Source organism: Streptomyces sp. NPDC101191 (assembly GCF_044767915.1).
Taxonomy (GTDB): domain Bacteria; phylum Actinomycetota; class Actinomycetes; order Streptomycetales; family Streptomycetaceae; genus Streptomyces.
Genome location: NZ_JBIWOU010000011.1, coordinates 214,641 through 231,973, shown reverse-complemented (window position 1 = coordinate 231,973; position 17,333 = coordinate 214,641). Strand labels below are relative to the sequence as shown.

The following is a 17,333-nucleotide window of genomic DNA, read 5'->3' as shown; positions in this document are numbered from 1 at the left end:
GGCGCCAGTGGGCGCGCGAGCCTGTCGGCCGGCCCCGCGAACAGCCCGTGGGCCCTCGCCCGCCTGTCGCCAGGCCCGGGGACAGCCCGACGGCCCCCGCGAGCGTCCGTGCCGACAGCGGGGGCCGAGGGCGTACGTGCGGACGGGCGGGGGACGAGGGCGTCCGTGCGGACGGGCGGGGGACGAGGGCGTCCGTGCGGACGGGCGGGGCCGACGGCGTCCTGAAAAGCGCTGCGCGGTGGGGCGGAGAGCGTCGTGCAGGGTGGCGGTGCCGCCGGTCAGAGAGGGATCCGGCCGGTGCCGGCGAGCTTGCCGCCCACGAGGCCGGCCAGCGTCGCCCACTGGTCGACGAGGAAGAAGTGCCCGCCGGGCAGCACGCACAGGTCGAAGTCCCCGGCCGTGACCTCGCCCCACCGTCCGGCGTCGTCGACCGAGGTACGCGGGTCGCTGTCGCCGACGAAGGCGTCGACCGGGATCGCCAGGCGCCGCTCCGGGGCGTACCGGTAGGTCTCCAGCGCCTGGTAGTCGGCCCGGAGCGGCGGCAGGATCATCGCCCGTACGTCGGGGTCGTCCAGCATCGACGAGCCGGTGCCGTCGAGCGCGCGGACCTCCCGCACCAGGCCCTGCTCGTCGCGCAGGTGCACGCTCTCGCTCCTGGGGCTGCTGGGCGAACGCCGGCCGGAGACGAAGAGCCGGTCCGCGCGGAGACCGGCCCGCTCCTGGAGCTGCAGGGCCACCTCGAAGGCGAGCAGGGCGCCCATGCTGTGCCCGAACAGCGACACCGGCCGGCCGTCGTCGGAGGCCAGCACGGCCTCGACGACGAGCCGCGCCAGCTCCCGCAGATCCGTCAGACACGCCTCCCGGTGCCGGTCCTGGCGTCCGGGGTACTGCACGACGCTCAGCTCGGCGGCCCCGGAGTCGGCCACCGCGCGGGAGAACGGGAAGTAGTAGCTCGCCGACCCGCCGGCGTGCGGGAAGCAGATCAGCCGCGGCGCCTTGTCGTCGACGGGATGGTAGCGCCGCAGCCAGGCGGCGGGGTCGATGGATGACATCTGGATCCTCTGTCCCTTTCCGGAACGGCTTCGGGCCGGCTGCCTCAGGCGAGGACGAGCTGGAGCTCCTCGTAGCCGTTGAGTCCGATGGCGTCCCGGCGCGCCGGGGTGCCCACCACCTCGATGCTGCCGAAGCGCTCCAGGAAGGCCGGGAAGAGCACCGAGGCCTCCAGGCGGGCCAGGTTTCCGCCCATGCAGAAGTGCGGGCCCGCGCTGAAGGCCAGGTTGGCGCCCTCGCTGCGGGTCAGGTCCAGCCTGCCCGGGTCGGTGAACTGGCGCGGGTCGCGGTTGGCGGCGGCCAGCAGCGCGACGACGAGGTTGCCCGCCGGGACGACCTGGTCGCCCAGCGCGGTGTCCTCCTTCATGACCCGGCTGGCGGCGGTGATCGGCGTGTTGAAGCGCAGCAGCTCCTCGACCGCCGTCGGCGTGACCGAGGCGTCCTTGCGCCACAGCTCCATCTGGTCCGGGTGCTCCAGGAGCGAGATCAGTCCCGCGCTGATGAGCGACGTGGTGGTCTCGAAGCCCGCGACGAAGAGGAAGGTCGCCAGCGACATGGTCTCCTCCGGGGACAGCCGGGCGTTGTCGCCTTCACGCACCAGCGTCGACAGCAGGTCCTCGCGCGGGCTCCTGCGGCGCTCGTCGAGGATCCCGTCGAAGTACTCGCGCAGCTCCACCGCCGCCGCGTCGGCGCGCGTCAGGTCCTCCTCCGAGTAGTAGCCGCCCGCCCAGACCCGGGACCAGTTGTTGGCCACGTGGTAGAAGTGCATGCCGTCCTCGTCCGGCACGCCCAGCATCTCGCTGATGACGGCGACGGGGAACGGGCTGGCCAGAGCCTTGATCAGATCCACCGGGGAGCCACCGTCGGCCTGCTCGACGATGTCGTCGAGATGACGGCGCATCAGGCGCTCGATGCTCGGCCCCAGGGCGCGTACCGCGGCCGGGGTGAACACCTTGCCCGCGAGCCCGCGGACCCGGCTGTGGTCCGGCGGGTCGAGGGTGATCAGGGCGTTGAGGTACATGCGCAGCGCCTCGTGGTCCTCCCAGTCCGGACGCATGGTGCTCGCCGCACGCGGGCCGTTGCGGGTCGAGTTGGCGCGCAGGATCTCGGAGGACTCGGCGTAGCCCGTCACGGCCCACAGCCCCAGCGACGGGCTGCGGTACACGCGGTTGGTCCCCATCAGCACGTCGTACAGGGGGAACGGGTCCGCCGGCTGCGGCGGGCTGAACAGTTCGATCACCGCGTCGTCCGGCGTCACGGTGCTCGGCTCGGTCGTCATCGTGGATCTCCCAGGGCATCTCGGCGCGTCGGAGCAGGCGCGCGTCGTGGACGGGTGCGCGGTTCCGCGCGGGCGAGCCCCACGCTAGGGCGGGCCCGTGACGCCGAAGTACCCCTACCGTCCCCCTGAGTCGGGGCCACTCCCCGTGCCGGGCCGCACCCCCGGCACGGGGAATGGCCGCCTTACGGGAGTGGCCACCTCGCCCGTACGGCTCAGCCGCCGCCAAGCTCCCCGTCGAGCACGGCGAACAGTTCGTCGTCGCTCGCGTCGTCGAGCACGATCGCCTCCTCGCCCGCGGTCACGGCGCCCTCGGTCCGCGACCGCCAGCGCTGCAGCAGCGACTCCAGCCCGGCCAGGATCGCCTCCCCCTCCTCGGGAGACGGGGACGCGCTCGACAACAGCGTCTCGAGGCTGCTCATCCGTCCCAGCAGCGCCTCGGCACCGTCCTCGGCCCGCGGCCGCAGCTCCGCGTCCAGCCACACGGCGGTGCGCCGCGCGGTGGGGTGGTCGAAGACCAGGGTGCTCGGCAGCGCCAGTCCGGTGTGCCGGCTCAGCCGGTTGCGCACCTCGACGGCGGCCATCGAGTCGAAACCGAGCTCCGAGAAGGCCTTGTCCGCGTCCACCGACGTGGCTCCGGCGTGCCCGAGGACGTGCGCCACCTGCTCGCGCACCAACCGCAGCAGGGTCCGCGCGCGGGCCTCGTCGTCCTGCTCGCGCAGCTCGCGCACGAACGCCTCGGGGTCGGCCCGGCGGGCGGACCCGCGCCGCGTGTCCCCCGTGCGGGCCCGGTCGGACTCCGCGGCGTCCGGGAGCGAGTCCCCTGCGGACGCCCCCTCGGGGAGCGGCACGGCGTGCAGACCCACCGATGCGGCCGACGCCACGGGAGCCCCGGATGGGGTCGTCACGGCGAGACCCTCACCGGTGAAGGCCATGCGCAGGGCCGGGGCCGCCGACAACGGCGCGGCGGACTCCCACCGGACGCCGCGCCACGTCGAACCGAGCGGCACTCCGTCCGGCCCGGTCTCGGCGTCGACTGCCAGCAGTTGGCACAGCGCGTCGAGCAGCGCCGGATGGATCCGGTGGGCACCCGTGTCGACGTCGTCGGGCAACGCCGCCTCCACGTAGAGCGTGTCCTCGCCCGCCCAGGCCGCCCGTACGGTCCGGAACTGCGGGCCCAGGCGGAAGCCGCGGGCGGTGAGGCGGGCGTACAGCTCGTCGGCGTCGAGACGCGTGGCCTCCGTGGGGGGCCAGGTGTCCGGTCCGGCGGCGGGCGGAGCGGCACTGCGGGTGAGGGTGCCGGTGGCGTGGGTGGTCCAGGACGTCTCGGTGTCGTCGGCGGGGCGGGAGTGGACGGTGAGTTCCGCCTGGTCTCCGGCCGTGGTGACCTGGACCTGGACGTCCACGGCTCCGTGGGCGGGCAGCGTGAGGGGCTGCCCGATGACGAGTTCGGCGACCTCGCCGTACCCGGTGACCTCCGCGGCGTACAACGCCATGTCGAGGAGAGCCGTGCCCGGGGCGAGGATCACGCCGGCCACGGCGTGGTCGGCCAGCCAGGGGTGACTGTTCACACCGATGCGGCCGGTCAGCACCGTGGAGAGACCGTCCGCGGTCGTGACCGAGGCGGCCAGCAGGCCGTGCCCGGTCTCCCGTAGCCCCGCCGCCCCCACGCCGGCCGGGGACTGCTGCTCCGGCCCGGCCGCGGACAGCCAGTAACGGCTGCGCTGGAAGGGGTAGGTGGGCAGGTCGAGGTGGCGGGTCGGGGCGGGCAGCTGCCAGTCGACGGCCACGCCGGAGACGTGGAGGGCGGCGGCCGCGGTGAGGATTGCGGCCCGGGCGGAGGGCCCGTCCGGCTTCGGGCGGCGCATCAGCGGGGCGAAGGTCAACCCGTCCGCCTCGTCGAGACTTTGGCGCGCCATCGCCGTCAGTACGGCTTCGGGGCCGACCTCCACGAAGTGTGTCACGCCCAGTCCGCGGGCCGTGGCCAGGCCGTCGGCGAAGCGGACCGCCTCGCGCACGTGCCGCACCCAGTAGCCAGGGTCGGTCAGCTCCCCCGACACGACCTGCCCCGTGACGTTGGAGACGACGGGCACGTTCGGCTCGGCGTACGTCAGGGTGGCGGCGACACCGGCGAACCCCTCCAACATCGGCTCCATCAAACGCGAATGGAACGCGTGCGAGACCGACAACCGCGTCGCCCGCACATCCGCCTCGGCCGCACGCCCAGCCAACCGGTCCAGATCCGTGCCCAGACCGGAAACGACGACCGCCGCAGGTCCATTCACCGCCGCGATGTCGACCTCAAGACCGTCGACCAGCTTCTCCACCCGCTCCACGCCCGCAGCCAGCGCCAACATGCCGCCACCCCCCGGCAGCGCCTGCATCAACGACCCCCGCGCCACCACCAACCGCGCCGCATCCTCAAGCCCGAACACCCCCGCCGCATACGCGGCGGAGAGCTCACCGATCGAATGCCCGACCAGTACGTCCGGGCTCACACCCCAGTGCCGCAGCACCCCCACCAAACCCGCCTGCACAGCGAACAGACCCGCCTGCGTGAACACCGTCGCATCCACCAACGACGCGTCCTCACCCCAGATCACCTCACGAATCGGCGTGGGCAAATACGCGTCCAGAGCATCACAGGCCTCGTCGAACGCAGCCGCGAACACCGGCTCGGAACCGTGCAGTTCACGACCCATCCCCAGCCACTGCGACCCCTGCCCCGTGAACAACCACCCCGTCCGGCCGGCAGACACCCTGCCGGTCACCGCAACGGTCCCCTCGTTCGCGAACGAGGCCAGGGCCGCCCGCGCCTCCTCTCGGTCGGTGGCGACGATCACCGCGCGATGCTCCAGGGAAGCCCGCCCGCCCGCCAACGCCGAAGCGACTTCGCCGACCTCGGCGTCGTCGCGCTCGGACCACCACGCCGCCAGGCGTTCGGCCGCCTCCGCCAAGGCCTCGGGCGACCGCGCCGACAGGGTCACCGGCACCGGCCCCTCGATCTGCGGGGCCACGAACCTCCCCGCGTCCCCGGCCTGTTCGAGGATCACGTGGGCGTTGGTGCCGCTGATCCCGAAGGACGACACCGCCGCCCGCCGCGGGCGATCGCCGTCCGCCACCGGCCACGCCCGCTCCTCCGTGAGCAGCTCCACCGCCCCCGCCGGCCACTCGACCTGCGACGACGGAGCATCCACATGAAGCGTCCGCGGCATCACTCCGTACCGCATCGCCTCCACCAGCTTGATGACGCCCGCGACACCCGCGGCGGCCTGCGTGTGCCCCAGGTTGGACTTCACCGACCCGAGGTACAGCGGTGCGTCCGCGTCCCGGCCCGTCCCGTAGGTGGCCAGCAGCGCCTGCGCCTCGATCGGGTCTCCCAGCCGTGTCCCCGTCCCGTGGCCCTCCACCAGGTCGACGTCGGCGGCGGACAGGCCCGCGTTGGCCAGCGCCGCGCGTATCACCCGCTGCTGGGAGGGCCCGTTCGGCGCGGTCAGCCCGTTCGAGGCACCGTCCTGGTTGACCGCCGAACCCCGCACCACCGCAAGGACCGGATGCCCCAGCCTGCGCGCGTCCGACAGCCTCTCGACCAGCAGCAGACCGACGCCCTCGCCCCAGCCCGTGCCGTCCGCGGCGTCCGCGAAGGCCTTGCACCGGCCGTCCACCGACAGACCGCGCTGACGGCTGAACTCGACGAAGGTCTCCGGCGTCGACATGACGGTGGCGCCGCCGGCCAGCGCCAGCGAGCACTCCCCCGAACGCAGGGCGTGGGCCGCCAGGTGCAGGGCGACCAGCGACGACGAGCACGCCGTGTCCACGGTCATCGCCGGGCCCTCGAAACCGAAGACGTACGACACCCGGCCGGACAGGACGCTGCCGAGCGTGCCGTTGCCGACGTAGCCGGCGACCTCGTCGGGGATCTGCTGCAGTCGGGAGCCGTAGTCCTGGTACGAGGTGCCCGTGAAGACGCCGGTGTCGCTGCCGATCAGGGTCACGGGGTCGATTCCGGCCCGTTCGAGGGCCTCCCAGGTCGTCTCCAGGAAGAGGCGCTGCTGCGGGTCCATGGCGAGCGCCTCGACCGGGCTGATGTTGAAGAACGCCGGGTCGAAGCGGTCGACGTCGGTCAGGAACGCTCCGCTGCGCGTGTAGGTGTGTCCGGGCTTGCCCGGCTCGGGGTCGTAGAGACGGTCCAGGTCCCAGCCGCGGTCGGCCGGGAAGTCGGAGACCGCGTCGACGCCGTCGGCGACCAGGCGCCACAGATCCTCCGGCGAGGTGACCCCGCCCGGGAAGCGGCAGGCCATCGCCACGATCGCGATCGGCTCGTCGGCCGCCGCCGCCGCGGCGGCCCGGCGGGCACCCGCCGTCGCGGTCGCGTTCGTGTGCGCGGCGGAGTCGGTGCCGGACAGCTCCTCTACCAGGTGGCGGGCGAGCGCGCGCAAGGTCGGGTGGTCGAACAGCAGACCGGCGGGCAGCCGCAGACCCGTCTCCGCGCCGAGCCGGTTGCGCATCTCGATCGTGGTGAGCGAGTCGAAGCCGAACTCCGAGAAGGGGCGGTCGGACTCCAGCGCCGTCCCTTCCGGGTGCCCGAGCACCTGGGCGGCCTGCTCCTGGACGGCCCGGAGCGCGATGCCGTGCCGCGCCGCCTCCGGTGCCGCCGCGAGCAGGCGGGCGAGCCGGCCGCCTGCCGCGCGCCGGGCGGCGGCACGGGCGGTCGCCGCCCGGAACAGTCCGGCCAGCAGCGGCGCCCGCTGCCCCGCGTGGTCGACCACGGCAGGCAGCAGCGGGGTGGCGACGACCGACGCCTCCCGCACGGTGACCGCGACGTCGAACAGGGCGAGGCCCTGCTCGACCGAGAGGGCGGGCAGGCCGACGCGCGCGCCGCGCTCCCGCTCCGCCGCGTCGAGGGCCGCGCCCATGCCGCCGCCCTCCCAGAGCCCGTACGCGATCGAGACCGCGGGCAGGCCCTGTTCACGGCGGTGTGCGGCCAGGCCGTCGAGGAAGGCGTTGGCGGCGGCGTAGTTCGTCTGGCCGGCCGAGCCGAGTACACCGGCGACCGAGGAGAACAGGACGAAGGCGCGCAGCGGCAGATCCCGGGTGAGGTCGTGCAGGGCCCAGGCCGCGGCGGCCTTCGGCTCCCACACGGCGTCGAGGCGGTCCTCGGTCTGCTCGCTCAGCACGCCGTCGTGCAGGACACCGGCCGCGTGGACGACGCCGGTCAGGTCGTCGACCGTCGACAGCATGCCGGCGAGGGCCTCCCTGTCGGCGACGTCGCAGGCCACGGCCCTGACGTCGGCGCCCGCGTCGCGCAGCTCGGAGAGGAGTTCCGCCGCGCCCGGGGCAGTGTCGCCCCGGCGGGACGCGAGGACCAGGGTCCGTACGCCGTGCTGCGACACCAGGCGGCGGGCGACCAGCGCGCCCAGGCCTCCCGTACCGCCGGTGATCAGCACCGTGCCGTCGCCCCAGTCGGGACCGCCCACGGCCGGGGAGCGGCGCTGGAGGCGGGCCACGTGCCAGCTCCCGTCCCGCAGGCGCCACTCCGGCTCCTCCGCTGATGCCAGCGCCTGCCAGGTCCGGGCGCCGAGAGGAGTCGCGGGGGCGGCGGCCCTGTCCGCCGGGCCGACTACGGCGACATCCCCCTCTGCGTCCCCGTCCCTGGCCCCGTCCCTGGCCCCGTCTCTGTCCGTGTCCGTGTGCGCGTGTGCGTCCGTGCCCGTGTCCCTGTCCCGGGCTACGGCTCCGTCTCGCTTCACGACTCCGTCGGTGTCCGGGGCCACGGCGATGTCCAGGTCCACCAGGACGAAGCGCCCGGGGTGTTCCGCCTGTGCGGCGCGGACGAGTCCGGCCACGGCGGAGGCCGCGGGCACCGAGGCACCGGCCGTGTCACCGCCCGCGGCCGTGGCGACCACGAGTGTGCTGCCTTCCCTGGTCGGGTCGGCCACCCACGCGCGCAGCACGGCGAGCACCGCAGCCGTCAGCGAACGCGCCGACTCCGCGTCGGCGGCCACCGGAAGCGGGCACACACAGACGACGACGTCGGCATCGGCGTCCGCCACCTCCGCCGGCCCGACGACCGCGACCGGGGCGAGCGCCCGGGGCTCAGGAAGCGGGGCAGCCACCCAGCCCACCCGGTGAAGGCCGTCCAGGACAGAGGAGGCGGCGGCGCCGGCTGCGCTCAACTCGGCGCGGGTCACCGGCCGCAGCACGAGCGACGCCACCGTGCCGACCACCGCTCCCTCCTCGCCGAGCAGCGACAGCCGCCCACCACGGATCACCGCCCGGAGGGTCGTCGCCGCACCCCCCGGAACCACCGTGATGCCGCGCCAGGACGTGGCGAGCATCGGGGTGTCGGCCGGGGCGGAGGAGTCGTCCACCGCAAGGCAGTCCATGGCCGTGACGACTTGGCAGACAGCCTCCAGCAGGGCGGGGTGGAGCGCGAACGAGGACGCTGTCGACCTGGCTTCGGGCGTCTCGGGAAGCGCCGCCTCGACATAGAGGTCGGCCCCGTCCCGCCACGCCGCCCGGACCGTACGGAACGCCGGCCCGTACGCGTGCCCGCGACGGGCGAGTGCCTCGTGGAGGGTGTCGAGGTCCAGCGGTACGGCCTCCGGCGCGAGCCACGCGCGCGGCGCGGCGGCCGGGGGTGCGGCGGGACCGGCAGGGGCAGCGCTCAACGTGCCGGAGGCACAGCGGACCCACGGACCCCGGTCTCCGTTCCGGACGTGCACGCCGACGCCCCGTCGACCCGCGTGGTCGGCCGCACCGACACTCACCTGCACGGGTGTGCCCCCGGACGCCGACAGGACGACCGGCGCATCCAGGTCCAACTCCTCCACGGTCGCGCAGTCCACCTCCTCGGCGGCCCGCAGGACGAGGTCCACGAGAACGGAAGAGGGCACGAGCGCGACGCCGTCGATCTCGTGGTCGGCCAGCCAGGGATGGGCCTCGGTCGACAGACGTCCGGTGAGGACGACGCCCCCGGTCTCGGCGACCGTCACCGCCGCGCCCAGCAACGGATGCCCGGTCGGCGACTGGCCCACCTGCCGCGGATCGGCGCCGACCGGCATCGAGTCCTGCCAGTAGCGGCTGCGCTGGAAGGGGTAGGTGGGCAGGTCGAGGTGACGGGTCGGGGCGGGCAGCTGCCAGTCGACGGCCACGCCGGAGACGTGAAGGGCGGCGGCCGCGGTGAGGAGGGTTGTCCGGGCGATCGGCCCGTCCGGCTTCGGGCGGCGCATCAGCGGGGCGAAGGTCAACAACTCGTCCGCGTCGTCGAGCTTCTGGCGCGCGAGCGCCGTCAGTACGGCCTCGGGACCGACCTCCACGAAGCGAGTCACGGCCAGTCCGCGGGCCGTGGCCAGACCGTCGGCGAACCGGACCGCCTCGCGCACGTGCCGCACCCAGTAGCCAGGGTCCGTCAGCTCCCCCGACACGACCTGCCCCGTGACGTTGGAGACGACGGGCACGCTCGGCTCGGCGTAGGTCAGGGTGGCGGCGACCTCGGCGAACTCCTCCAACATCGGCTCCATCAGCCGCGAATGGAACGCGTGCGAGACCGACAACCGCGTCGCCCTGACACCGGCCTCGGCGGCCCGGCCCGCCAACCGGTCCAGATCCGTGGCCAGACCGGAAACGACGACCGCCGCAGGTCCGTTGACCGCCGCGATGTCGACCTCAAGACCGTCGACCAGCTTCTCCACCCGCTCCACGCCGGCAGCCAGCGCCAGCATGCCGCCGCCCTCCGGCAGCGCCTGCATCAACGACCCCCGCGCCACCACCAACCGCGCCGCATCCTCAAGACCGAACACCCCCGCCGCATACGCGGCAGAGATCTCACCGATCGAATGCCCCACCAACACATCCGGTCTCACACCCCAGTGCCTCAACACCCCCACCAAACCCGCCTGCACAGCGAACAGACCCGCCTGCGTGAACACCGTCGCATCCACCAACGACGCGTCCCCGCCCCAGATCACCTCACGAATGGGAGTGGGCAGATACGCGTCCAGAGCATCACAGGCCTCGTCGAACGCAGCCGCGAACACCGGCTCGGTGACGTGCAGTTCACGCCCCATCCCCAGCCACTGCGACCCCTGCCCCGTGAACAGCCAACCCGTCCGGCCGGCAGACACCCTGCCGGTGACCGCCACGACCCCCTCGTGCGCGAACGAGGCCAGCGATCCGATCGCCTCCTCGCGCGACGAGGCGAGGACGACGGCGCGATGCTCCAACCCGGCCCGCCCCCGCGCCAACGCCGAGGCCACCTCGTGGACTTCGAGATCGTCACGCCGCTCGGACCACCACGCCCCCAGACGGGCGGCGGACGCCCTCAAAGCCTCCGGCGACCGGGCCGACAGCACCAGGGCCACCGGTCCTTCGGGAACGTCGTCGGACGTGGGCGACTCCTCGGGTTCGGCGGCCTGTTCGACGATGACGTGCGCGTTGGTGCCGCTGATCCCGAACGACGACACCGCCGCCCGCCGTGGGCGTTCGTCCGCCGCCGGCCAGTCCCGGGCGTCGGCCAGCAGTTCCACCGCTCCGGCGGCCCAGTCCACCTGTGACGACGGGGCGTCCACGTGCAGGGTCCGGGGCATGGTCCCGTGCCGCATGGCCTCGACCAGCTTGATCACACCCGCGACACCCGCAGCGGCCTGGGTATGGCCCACGTTGGACTTCACGGACCCCAGGTACAGCGGCTCCCTGCCCTTCCGGTCCTGCCCGTACGTGGCCAGCAGCGCCTGCGCCTCGATCGGGTCTCCCAGCCGTGTCCCCGTCCCGTGGCCCTCCACCAGATCGACGTCGGCGGCGGACAGGCCCGCGTTGGCCAGCGCCGCGCGTATCACCCGCTGCTGGGAGGGCCCGTTCGGCGCGGTCAGCCCGTTCGAGGCACCGTCCTGGTTGACCGCCGAACCCCGCACCACCGCGAGCACCGGATGCCCCAGCCTGCGCGCGTCCGACAGCCGCTCCAGCAACAGCAGCCCCGCGCCCTCGCCCCACCCCGTACCGTCCGCCGCCTCGGCGAACGCCTTGCACCGCCCGTCCACCGACAGACCACGCTGCTTGCTGAACTCCACGAACGTCTCGGGAGTCGACATCACCGTCACCCCGCCGGCCAGCGCCAGCGAGCACTCCCCCGACCGCAGCGCCTGCGCCGCCAGGTGCAGGGCGACCAGCGACGACGAGCACGCCGTGTCCACCGTCACCGCCGGGCCCTCGAAGCCGAAGACGTACGACACCCGGCCGGAGACGATCGCGCCGCTGCTCGTGCCCGGCCCGTAGTCGTGGTACATGACGCCCGCGAAGACGCCGGTGCGACTGCCCTTGAGGGCGACGGGGTCGATGCCGGCGCGTTCGATGGCCTCCCAGGACGTCTCCAGCAGCAGGCGCTGCTGCGGGTCCATCGTCAGGGCCTCGGTCGGGCTGATGTTGAAGAAGGCCGGGTCGAACTGGTCGGCGTCGTGCAGGAAGGCTCCGTGCCGCGAGTAGGTCCTGCCCTCGACGCCCGGCTCGGGGTCGTAGAGCGCGTCGATGTCCCAGCCCCGGTCGGCCGGGAACGCCGACACGGTGTCACGCTCCTCGGCGACCAGGCGCCAGAGGTCCTCCGGGGAGGCGACGCCGCCCGGGTATCGGCAGGCCATCGACACGATCGCTATCGGGTCGTCGTCCCGGGCGGCGGGCGTCGGGGCGGTCACGGTCGGGGGCACGGCCGCCCGGCCTCCGATCTCGTCGAGCAGGTGCCGGGTCAGGACGTGCGCGGTCGGATAGTCGAAGAGCAGCGTGGCGGGCAGCCGGAGTTCGGTGGCGGCGCCGAGCCGGTTGCGCATCTCGATGGTGCTGAGGGAGTCGAACCCGAGCTCGGAGAAGGGGCGTTCGGGCTCGATCGCGGACGCGTCGTCGTACGCCAGGACGGCGGCGGCCTGGGTGCGGACGAGTTCGAGGACGACACCGAACCGCTCGGCGGGGTCGACCTCGGCGAGTCGCCGGGCCAGTGCGCGGGAGTCGCCGGCCGCGGTCCGTGCGGTCCGCCGTCCGGTCCCGCGGAACAGCTCGGCGAGCAGGGGTGCGCGCTGTCCGGCGTGCTGTGCCAGCTGGGGAAGCAGCCTGCCGGCGACGACGGCGTCGTACCCGCCCGACACCGCCTCGTCGAAGGCCGCCAGGGCTTCTGACGTGGTCAGTGCGGGGAGCCCGGCCCGCTCGGTACGGCGCAGCTCCGTCGCGTCGAGTGCCGCGCCCATGCCGGCCTCGCCCCACAGCCCGAAGGCGATGGACGTGGCCCGCCGGCCCTCGTGCCGGAGGCTCGCGGCCAGGCCGTCGAGGTAGGCGTTGGCCGCGGCGTAGTTGGCCTGGCCCGCCGCGCCGAGCACGCCGGCGATCGAGGACACCAGCACGAGGGCGGAGAGCTCGCGCCCGTCGGTGAGCTCCGCCAGATGGTCGGCGGCCGTCGCCTTGGGACGCCAGACCCGCTCGTGGCGCTGGGGCGTGAGCTCGGTCAGGACGGCGTCGTCGAGGACGCCCGCGGCGTGCACCACGGCGCCGAGGTCGCGGACGGTCTCCAACACGGCCGCCAGTTCGGCACGGTCGCCGACGTCGCAGGCGACGGCCCGCGCCCGGGCTCCGGCGGCGGTCAGCTCCTCGACCAACGCGGCGGCGCCGGGGGCGCCGGGGCCGGAACGGGACAGCAGGACGACGTCACGCACGCCGTGCCCGACGACCAGGTGCCGGGCGATCTCGGCCCCGACCCCTCCCGTACCGCCGGTGACGAGCACGGCACCCGGACCCCAGGCGGGAGGGGTCGCGGCGACCGAGGTGCCGTCGCCCGCGGGTGTGGTGCCGCTCGCGGCGGTGGTGGCGGTGGTCGACGCGCGGGACGCGGTTGTCGCCCGGACCAGGCGCGGCACGGACCAGGCGCCGTCCCTCAGCCGCCACTCGGGTTCGCCGGAGGTCGCGAGGGCGTGCCAGGCCGTGGGCTCGACCGCCTCGACGTCGTCCACGTCCGTGAGGACGAAGCGCCCCGGGTGCTCGGCCTGGGCCGCTCTGACCAGGCCCGCCACGGCGGCTCGCAGGGGGCCGCCGGTCGTGGCGCCGTCGGCGGCGACGACCAGGACGGCCTCGTGCCGGTCCTCGTCCGCGAGCCACTCCTGCAGTGCCCGGGTGACCGCCACGACGGGATCGCCGGCCGCGGTGCGGAACACGACCACGGGGGCGCGCGAACCGGCCGGGGAGTCCGCCGTGACCACGACCGGTGGCGTCGGTCGCCCCGACCCCGTCGCCTCGACCGGCTCCACGGGTTCCGGCAGCCGGGTCGGTGTCCACTCGATCCGGTGCAGCACGTCGGAAGGGCCCGCTGCACCGGAGAGGTCGGCGGCCGTGACGGGCCGCACCACCAGCTCGTCCACGACGCCGACCGGACGCCCGTCCGCGTCCGCGAACCGCAGTCGGCCACCCGCGTCCACGGCGACGCGCAGTCGGGAGGCACCGGCCGCCCACAGGGTGACACCGTGCCAGGAGAACGGCAGACCGGGTCCGGCTTCCGGGTCGGGGCGGCCGAGGTGGACCCCTTGCAGTGCCGCGTCGAGCAGGGCCGGGTGCAGCCCGAACGCGCCTCCGTCGACGTCCTCGGGCAGCGCGACGTCCACGAACAGTTCGTCGCCTCGCCGCCAGACCTCGCGTAGTCCCTGGAACGTGGGGCCGTAGTCGTAGCCGTCGGCGGCGAGGGCTGCGTACGCGTCGCCCGTCGCGACCCTCTCGGCCCCGGTGGGCGGCCAGGCGGAGAGGTCGAAGTCCGCCGGGCGCGCGGGCCCGGCGGAGAGGGCGCCCTGCGCGTGGCAGACCCAGTCCTCGCCGTCGTGGCGGGAGTGCACGGTCAGTGCGCGGCGGCCCTCGTCGTCGGCCGCCCCGACCGCGACCTGGATCTGGACACCGCCCCGGTCGGGGAGCACCAGCGGGGCGACCGTGACGATCTCGTCGACGCGGTCGCAGCCCACCTCGTCGCCGACCCGCAGCGCGAGTTCGACGAACGCCGTGCCCGGGAGTAGCACCGTGCCGTTGACCGCGTGGTCGGCGAGCCAGGGCTGGGCCTCGATCGAGAGACGTCCGGTGAGGATCGTCCCGCCGGTGTCCGCGACCGATACCGCCGCCCCCAGCAGGGGGTGGACCACGGCGACGAGACCGCGACTGCCGGCGTCCATCCCGCGCTCGGCCGCGGGCAGCCAGTAGCTGCGCCGCTGGAAGGGGTAGGTGGGCAGGTCGAGGTGGCGGGTCGGGGCGGGCAGGTGCCAGTCGACGGCTGCGCCGGAGGTGTGGAGGGCGGCGGCCGCCATGAGGAGGGTGGTCCGGGCGCCGGGGCCGTCCTGCTTCGGGCGGCGCATCAGCGGCGCGAAGGTCGACCCGTCCGCGTCGTCCAGGTTCTGGCCGGCCATCGCCGTGAGTACGGCTTCGGGGCCGACCTCCACGAAGCGCGTCACGCCCAGTCCGCGGGCCGTGGCCAGACCGTCGGCGAACCGGACCGCCTCGCGCACGTGCCGCACCCAGTAGCCCGGGTCGGTCAGCTCCGCCGACACGACCTGACCGGTGACATTCGAAACCACCGGGATGCTCGGCTCGCGGTAGGACAGCGACGCCGCTATCTCGGCGAACTCCTCCAGCATCGGCTCCATCAGCCGCGAATGGAACGCGTGCGAGACCGACAACCGCGTCGCCCGCACGTCCGCCTGGGCCGCGCGGGCAGCCACCTGGTCCAGCTCCGCGAGCTGCCCCGAAACCACCACCGCCGCAGGTCCGTTGACGGCGGCGACGTCCACGCCCAGCCCGGCGATCAGCCCCTCGACCCGTTCGAGACCCGCGGCCAGCGCGAGCATGCCGCCACCCTCCGGCAGCGCCTGCATCAACGACCCCCGCGCCACCACCAGACGGGCCGCATCCTCAAGCCCGAACACCCCAGCGGCGTACGCGGCGGAGATCTCACCGATCGAATGCCCGACCAGCAGGTCCGGGCTCACACCCCAGTGCCGCAACACCCCCACCAGACCGGCCTGCACGGCGAACAGGCCTGCCTGCGTGAACACCGTCGCGTCCACGAGGGACGGATCCTCGCCCCAGATCACCTCACGGATCGGCCGCTCAAGATGCCGGTCCAGCGCCTCACACGCCACGTCGAACGCAGCCGCGAACACCGGCTCCGCCGCGTACAGTTCACGACCCATCCCCAGCCACTGCGACCCCTGCCCCGTAAACAGCCAACCCGTCCGCCCGGACGCGACCCGTCCCGTGACCGCACCGGTGCCCTCGGAGGCGAACGCGGCCAGGCTTGCCAGCGCCTCCGCACGGTCGGCGGCGACGATCACCGCCCGGTGCTCCAGAGAAGCCCGCCCGTACACCAACGCCGAGGCCAGCTGCCCGACTTCGACGTCCTCCCGCTCGGACCACCACGACGCCAGCCGCCCGGCCGCCTCGGTCAAGGCCTCCGGCGAGCGTGCCGACAGCGCGAGCACCGGGAGGCCGTCAGGGCCCATGCCGGAATCGGACAACTCCGCCTCGTCCACGGCCGCTTCGATGATGACGTGTGCGTTGGTGCCGCTGATCCCGAAGGACGACACCGCCGCCCGTCGCGGGCGGTCCTCCGTCGCGGGCCACTCCCGGGCCTCGGCGAGCACTTCCACGGCACCCGCCGACCAGTCCACCTGCGACGAGGGCGCGTCCACGTGGAGCGTCCGCGGCATGATCCCGTTCCGCATCGCCTCCACGAGCTTGATCACGCCGGCGACCCCCGCCGCGGCCTGCGTGTGCCCCAGGTTCGACTTCACCGACCCGAGGTACAGCGGCTCCGCGCCGTTCCTGTCCCGCCCGTACGTGGCCAGCAGCGCCTGCGCCTCGATCGGGTCCCCGAGTCGTGTCCCCGTGCCGTGCGCCTCGACCAGGTCCACGTCACCGGCGGAGAGCTCGGCGTTCGCCAGCGCGGCGCGTATCACCCGCTGCTGCGAAGGCCCGTTGGGCGCGGTGAGGCCGTTGGACGCCCCGTCCTGGTTGACCGCCGAACCCCGCACCACGGCGAGCACCGGATGCCCCAGCCTGCGCGCGTCCGACAGCCGCTCCAGCAACAGCAGCCCCGCGCCCTCACCCCACCCCGTACCGTCCGCCGCCTCGGCGAACGCCTTGCACCTGCCGTCCACCGACAGACCACGCTGCTTGCTGAACTCCACGAACGTCTCCGGTGTGGCCATCACCGTGACGCCGCCGGCCAGCGCCAGCGAGCACTCCCCCGAACGCAGCGCCTGCGCCGCCAGGTGCAGGGCGACCAGCGACGACGAGCACGCCGTGTCCACCGTCACCGCCGGGCCCTCCAGGCCGAAGGTGTAGGCGACGCGCCCGGACACCACACTGCCGCCGCTGGTGCTGCCGTCGTCGTCGCCGAGGCCGTAGTCGTGGTACATGACGCCGGCGAAGACTCCCGTACGGCTCCCCTTGAGGCTGTTGTGCGGGATGCCCGCGCGTTCGAAGGCCTCGTGGGCCACCTCCAGCAGCAGGCGCTGCTGCGGGTCCATGACCAGGGCCTCACCGGGACTGATGTGGAAGAAGCCAGGGTCGAAGCGGTCCGCGTCGTGGAGGAAGCCGCCTTCGCGCGTGTAGCACTTGCCGTCGACGCCGGGCTCCGGGTCGTAGAGGCCGTCGAGGTCCCAGCCGCGGTTCGTGGGGAACCCCGAGACCGCGTCGCGGCCGTCGGCGACCAGTCGCCACAGGTCCTCGGGGGTGCCGACGCCGCCGGGGAACCGGCAGGCCATCGACACGATCGCGATCGGTTCCCGCGCCGTGGCGAGGTGCGCGTCATGGGCCTCGCGCAGCTTCTCGTTCTCGATCAGGGAGTTGCGAAGTGCCTCGACCAGCTGGTCAACCTGGGTGTCCACGGGTCCTCGTGTTCTGCTCGGGGTGCTCGGCTCAGTGCTCGGCCAGGTGCCCGGCCCCGGCGCGGGCGGGCGCTCGGCCGTGGGCCCGGCCGCACGCTCGGCCCGCGGCACGG

At 74.0% G+C, this 17,333-nt stretch carries 2 protein-coding genes and 1 pseudogene; all 3 read right to left on the bottom strand.

Annotation, left to right across the window (positions count from 1 at the left end; translation table 11 throughout):
• Positions 1-278: 278 nt before the first annotated feature.
• Positions 279-1,052 carry a thioesterase II family protein gene (locus tag ACIRQF_RS33780; RefSeq protein WP_404098244.1) on the bottom strand — a complete coding sequence of 258 codons (774 nt, stop codon included), beginning with the start codon at positions 1,050-1,052 and terminating at the stop codon, positions 279-281.
• Positions 1,053-1,096: 44 nt separating this feature from the next.
• Positions 1,097-2,329, bottom strand: coding sequence for a cytochrome P450 (locus ACIRQF_RS33775; RefSeq protein WP_389752488.1), 1,233 nt, complete (start codon positions 2,327-2,329; stop codon positions 1,097-1,099).
• 212 nt (positions 2,330-2,541) lie between these two features.
• A pseudogene (locus ACIRQF_RS33770) lies at positions 2,542-17,127 on the bottom strand (type I polyketide synthase); the annotation flags it as partial.
• Between the last annotated feature and the right edge of the window lie 206 nt (positions 17,128-17,333).

Bases quoted from the DNA above. Each gene is read 5' to 3' on its own strand.
- ACIRQF_RS33780 (WP_404098244.1), bottom strand. From the start codon at position 1,052: ATGTCATCCATCGACCCCGCCGCCTGGCTGCGGCGCTACCATCCCGTC.
- ACIRQF_RS33775 (WP_389752488.1), bottom strand. From the start codon at position 2,329: ATGACGACCGAGCCGAGCACCGTGACGCCGGACGACGCGGTGATCGAA.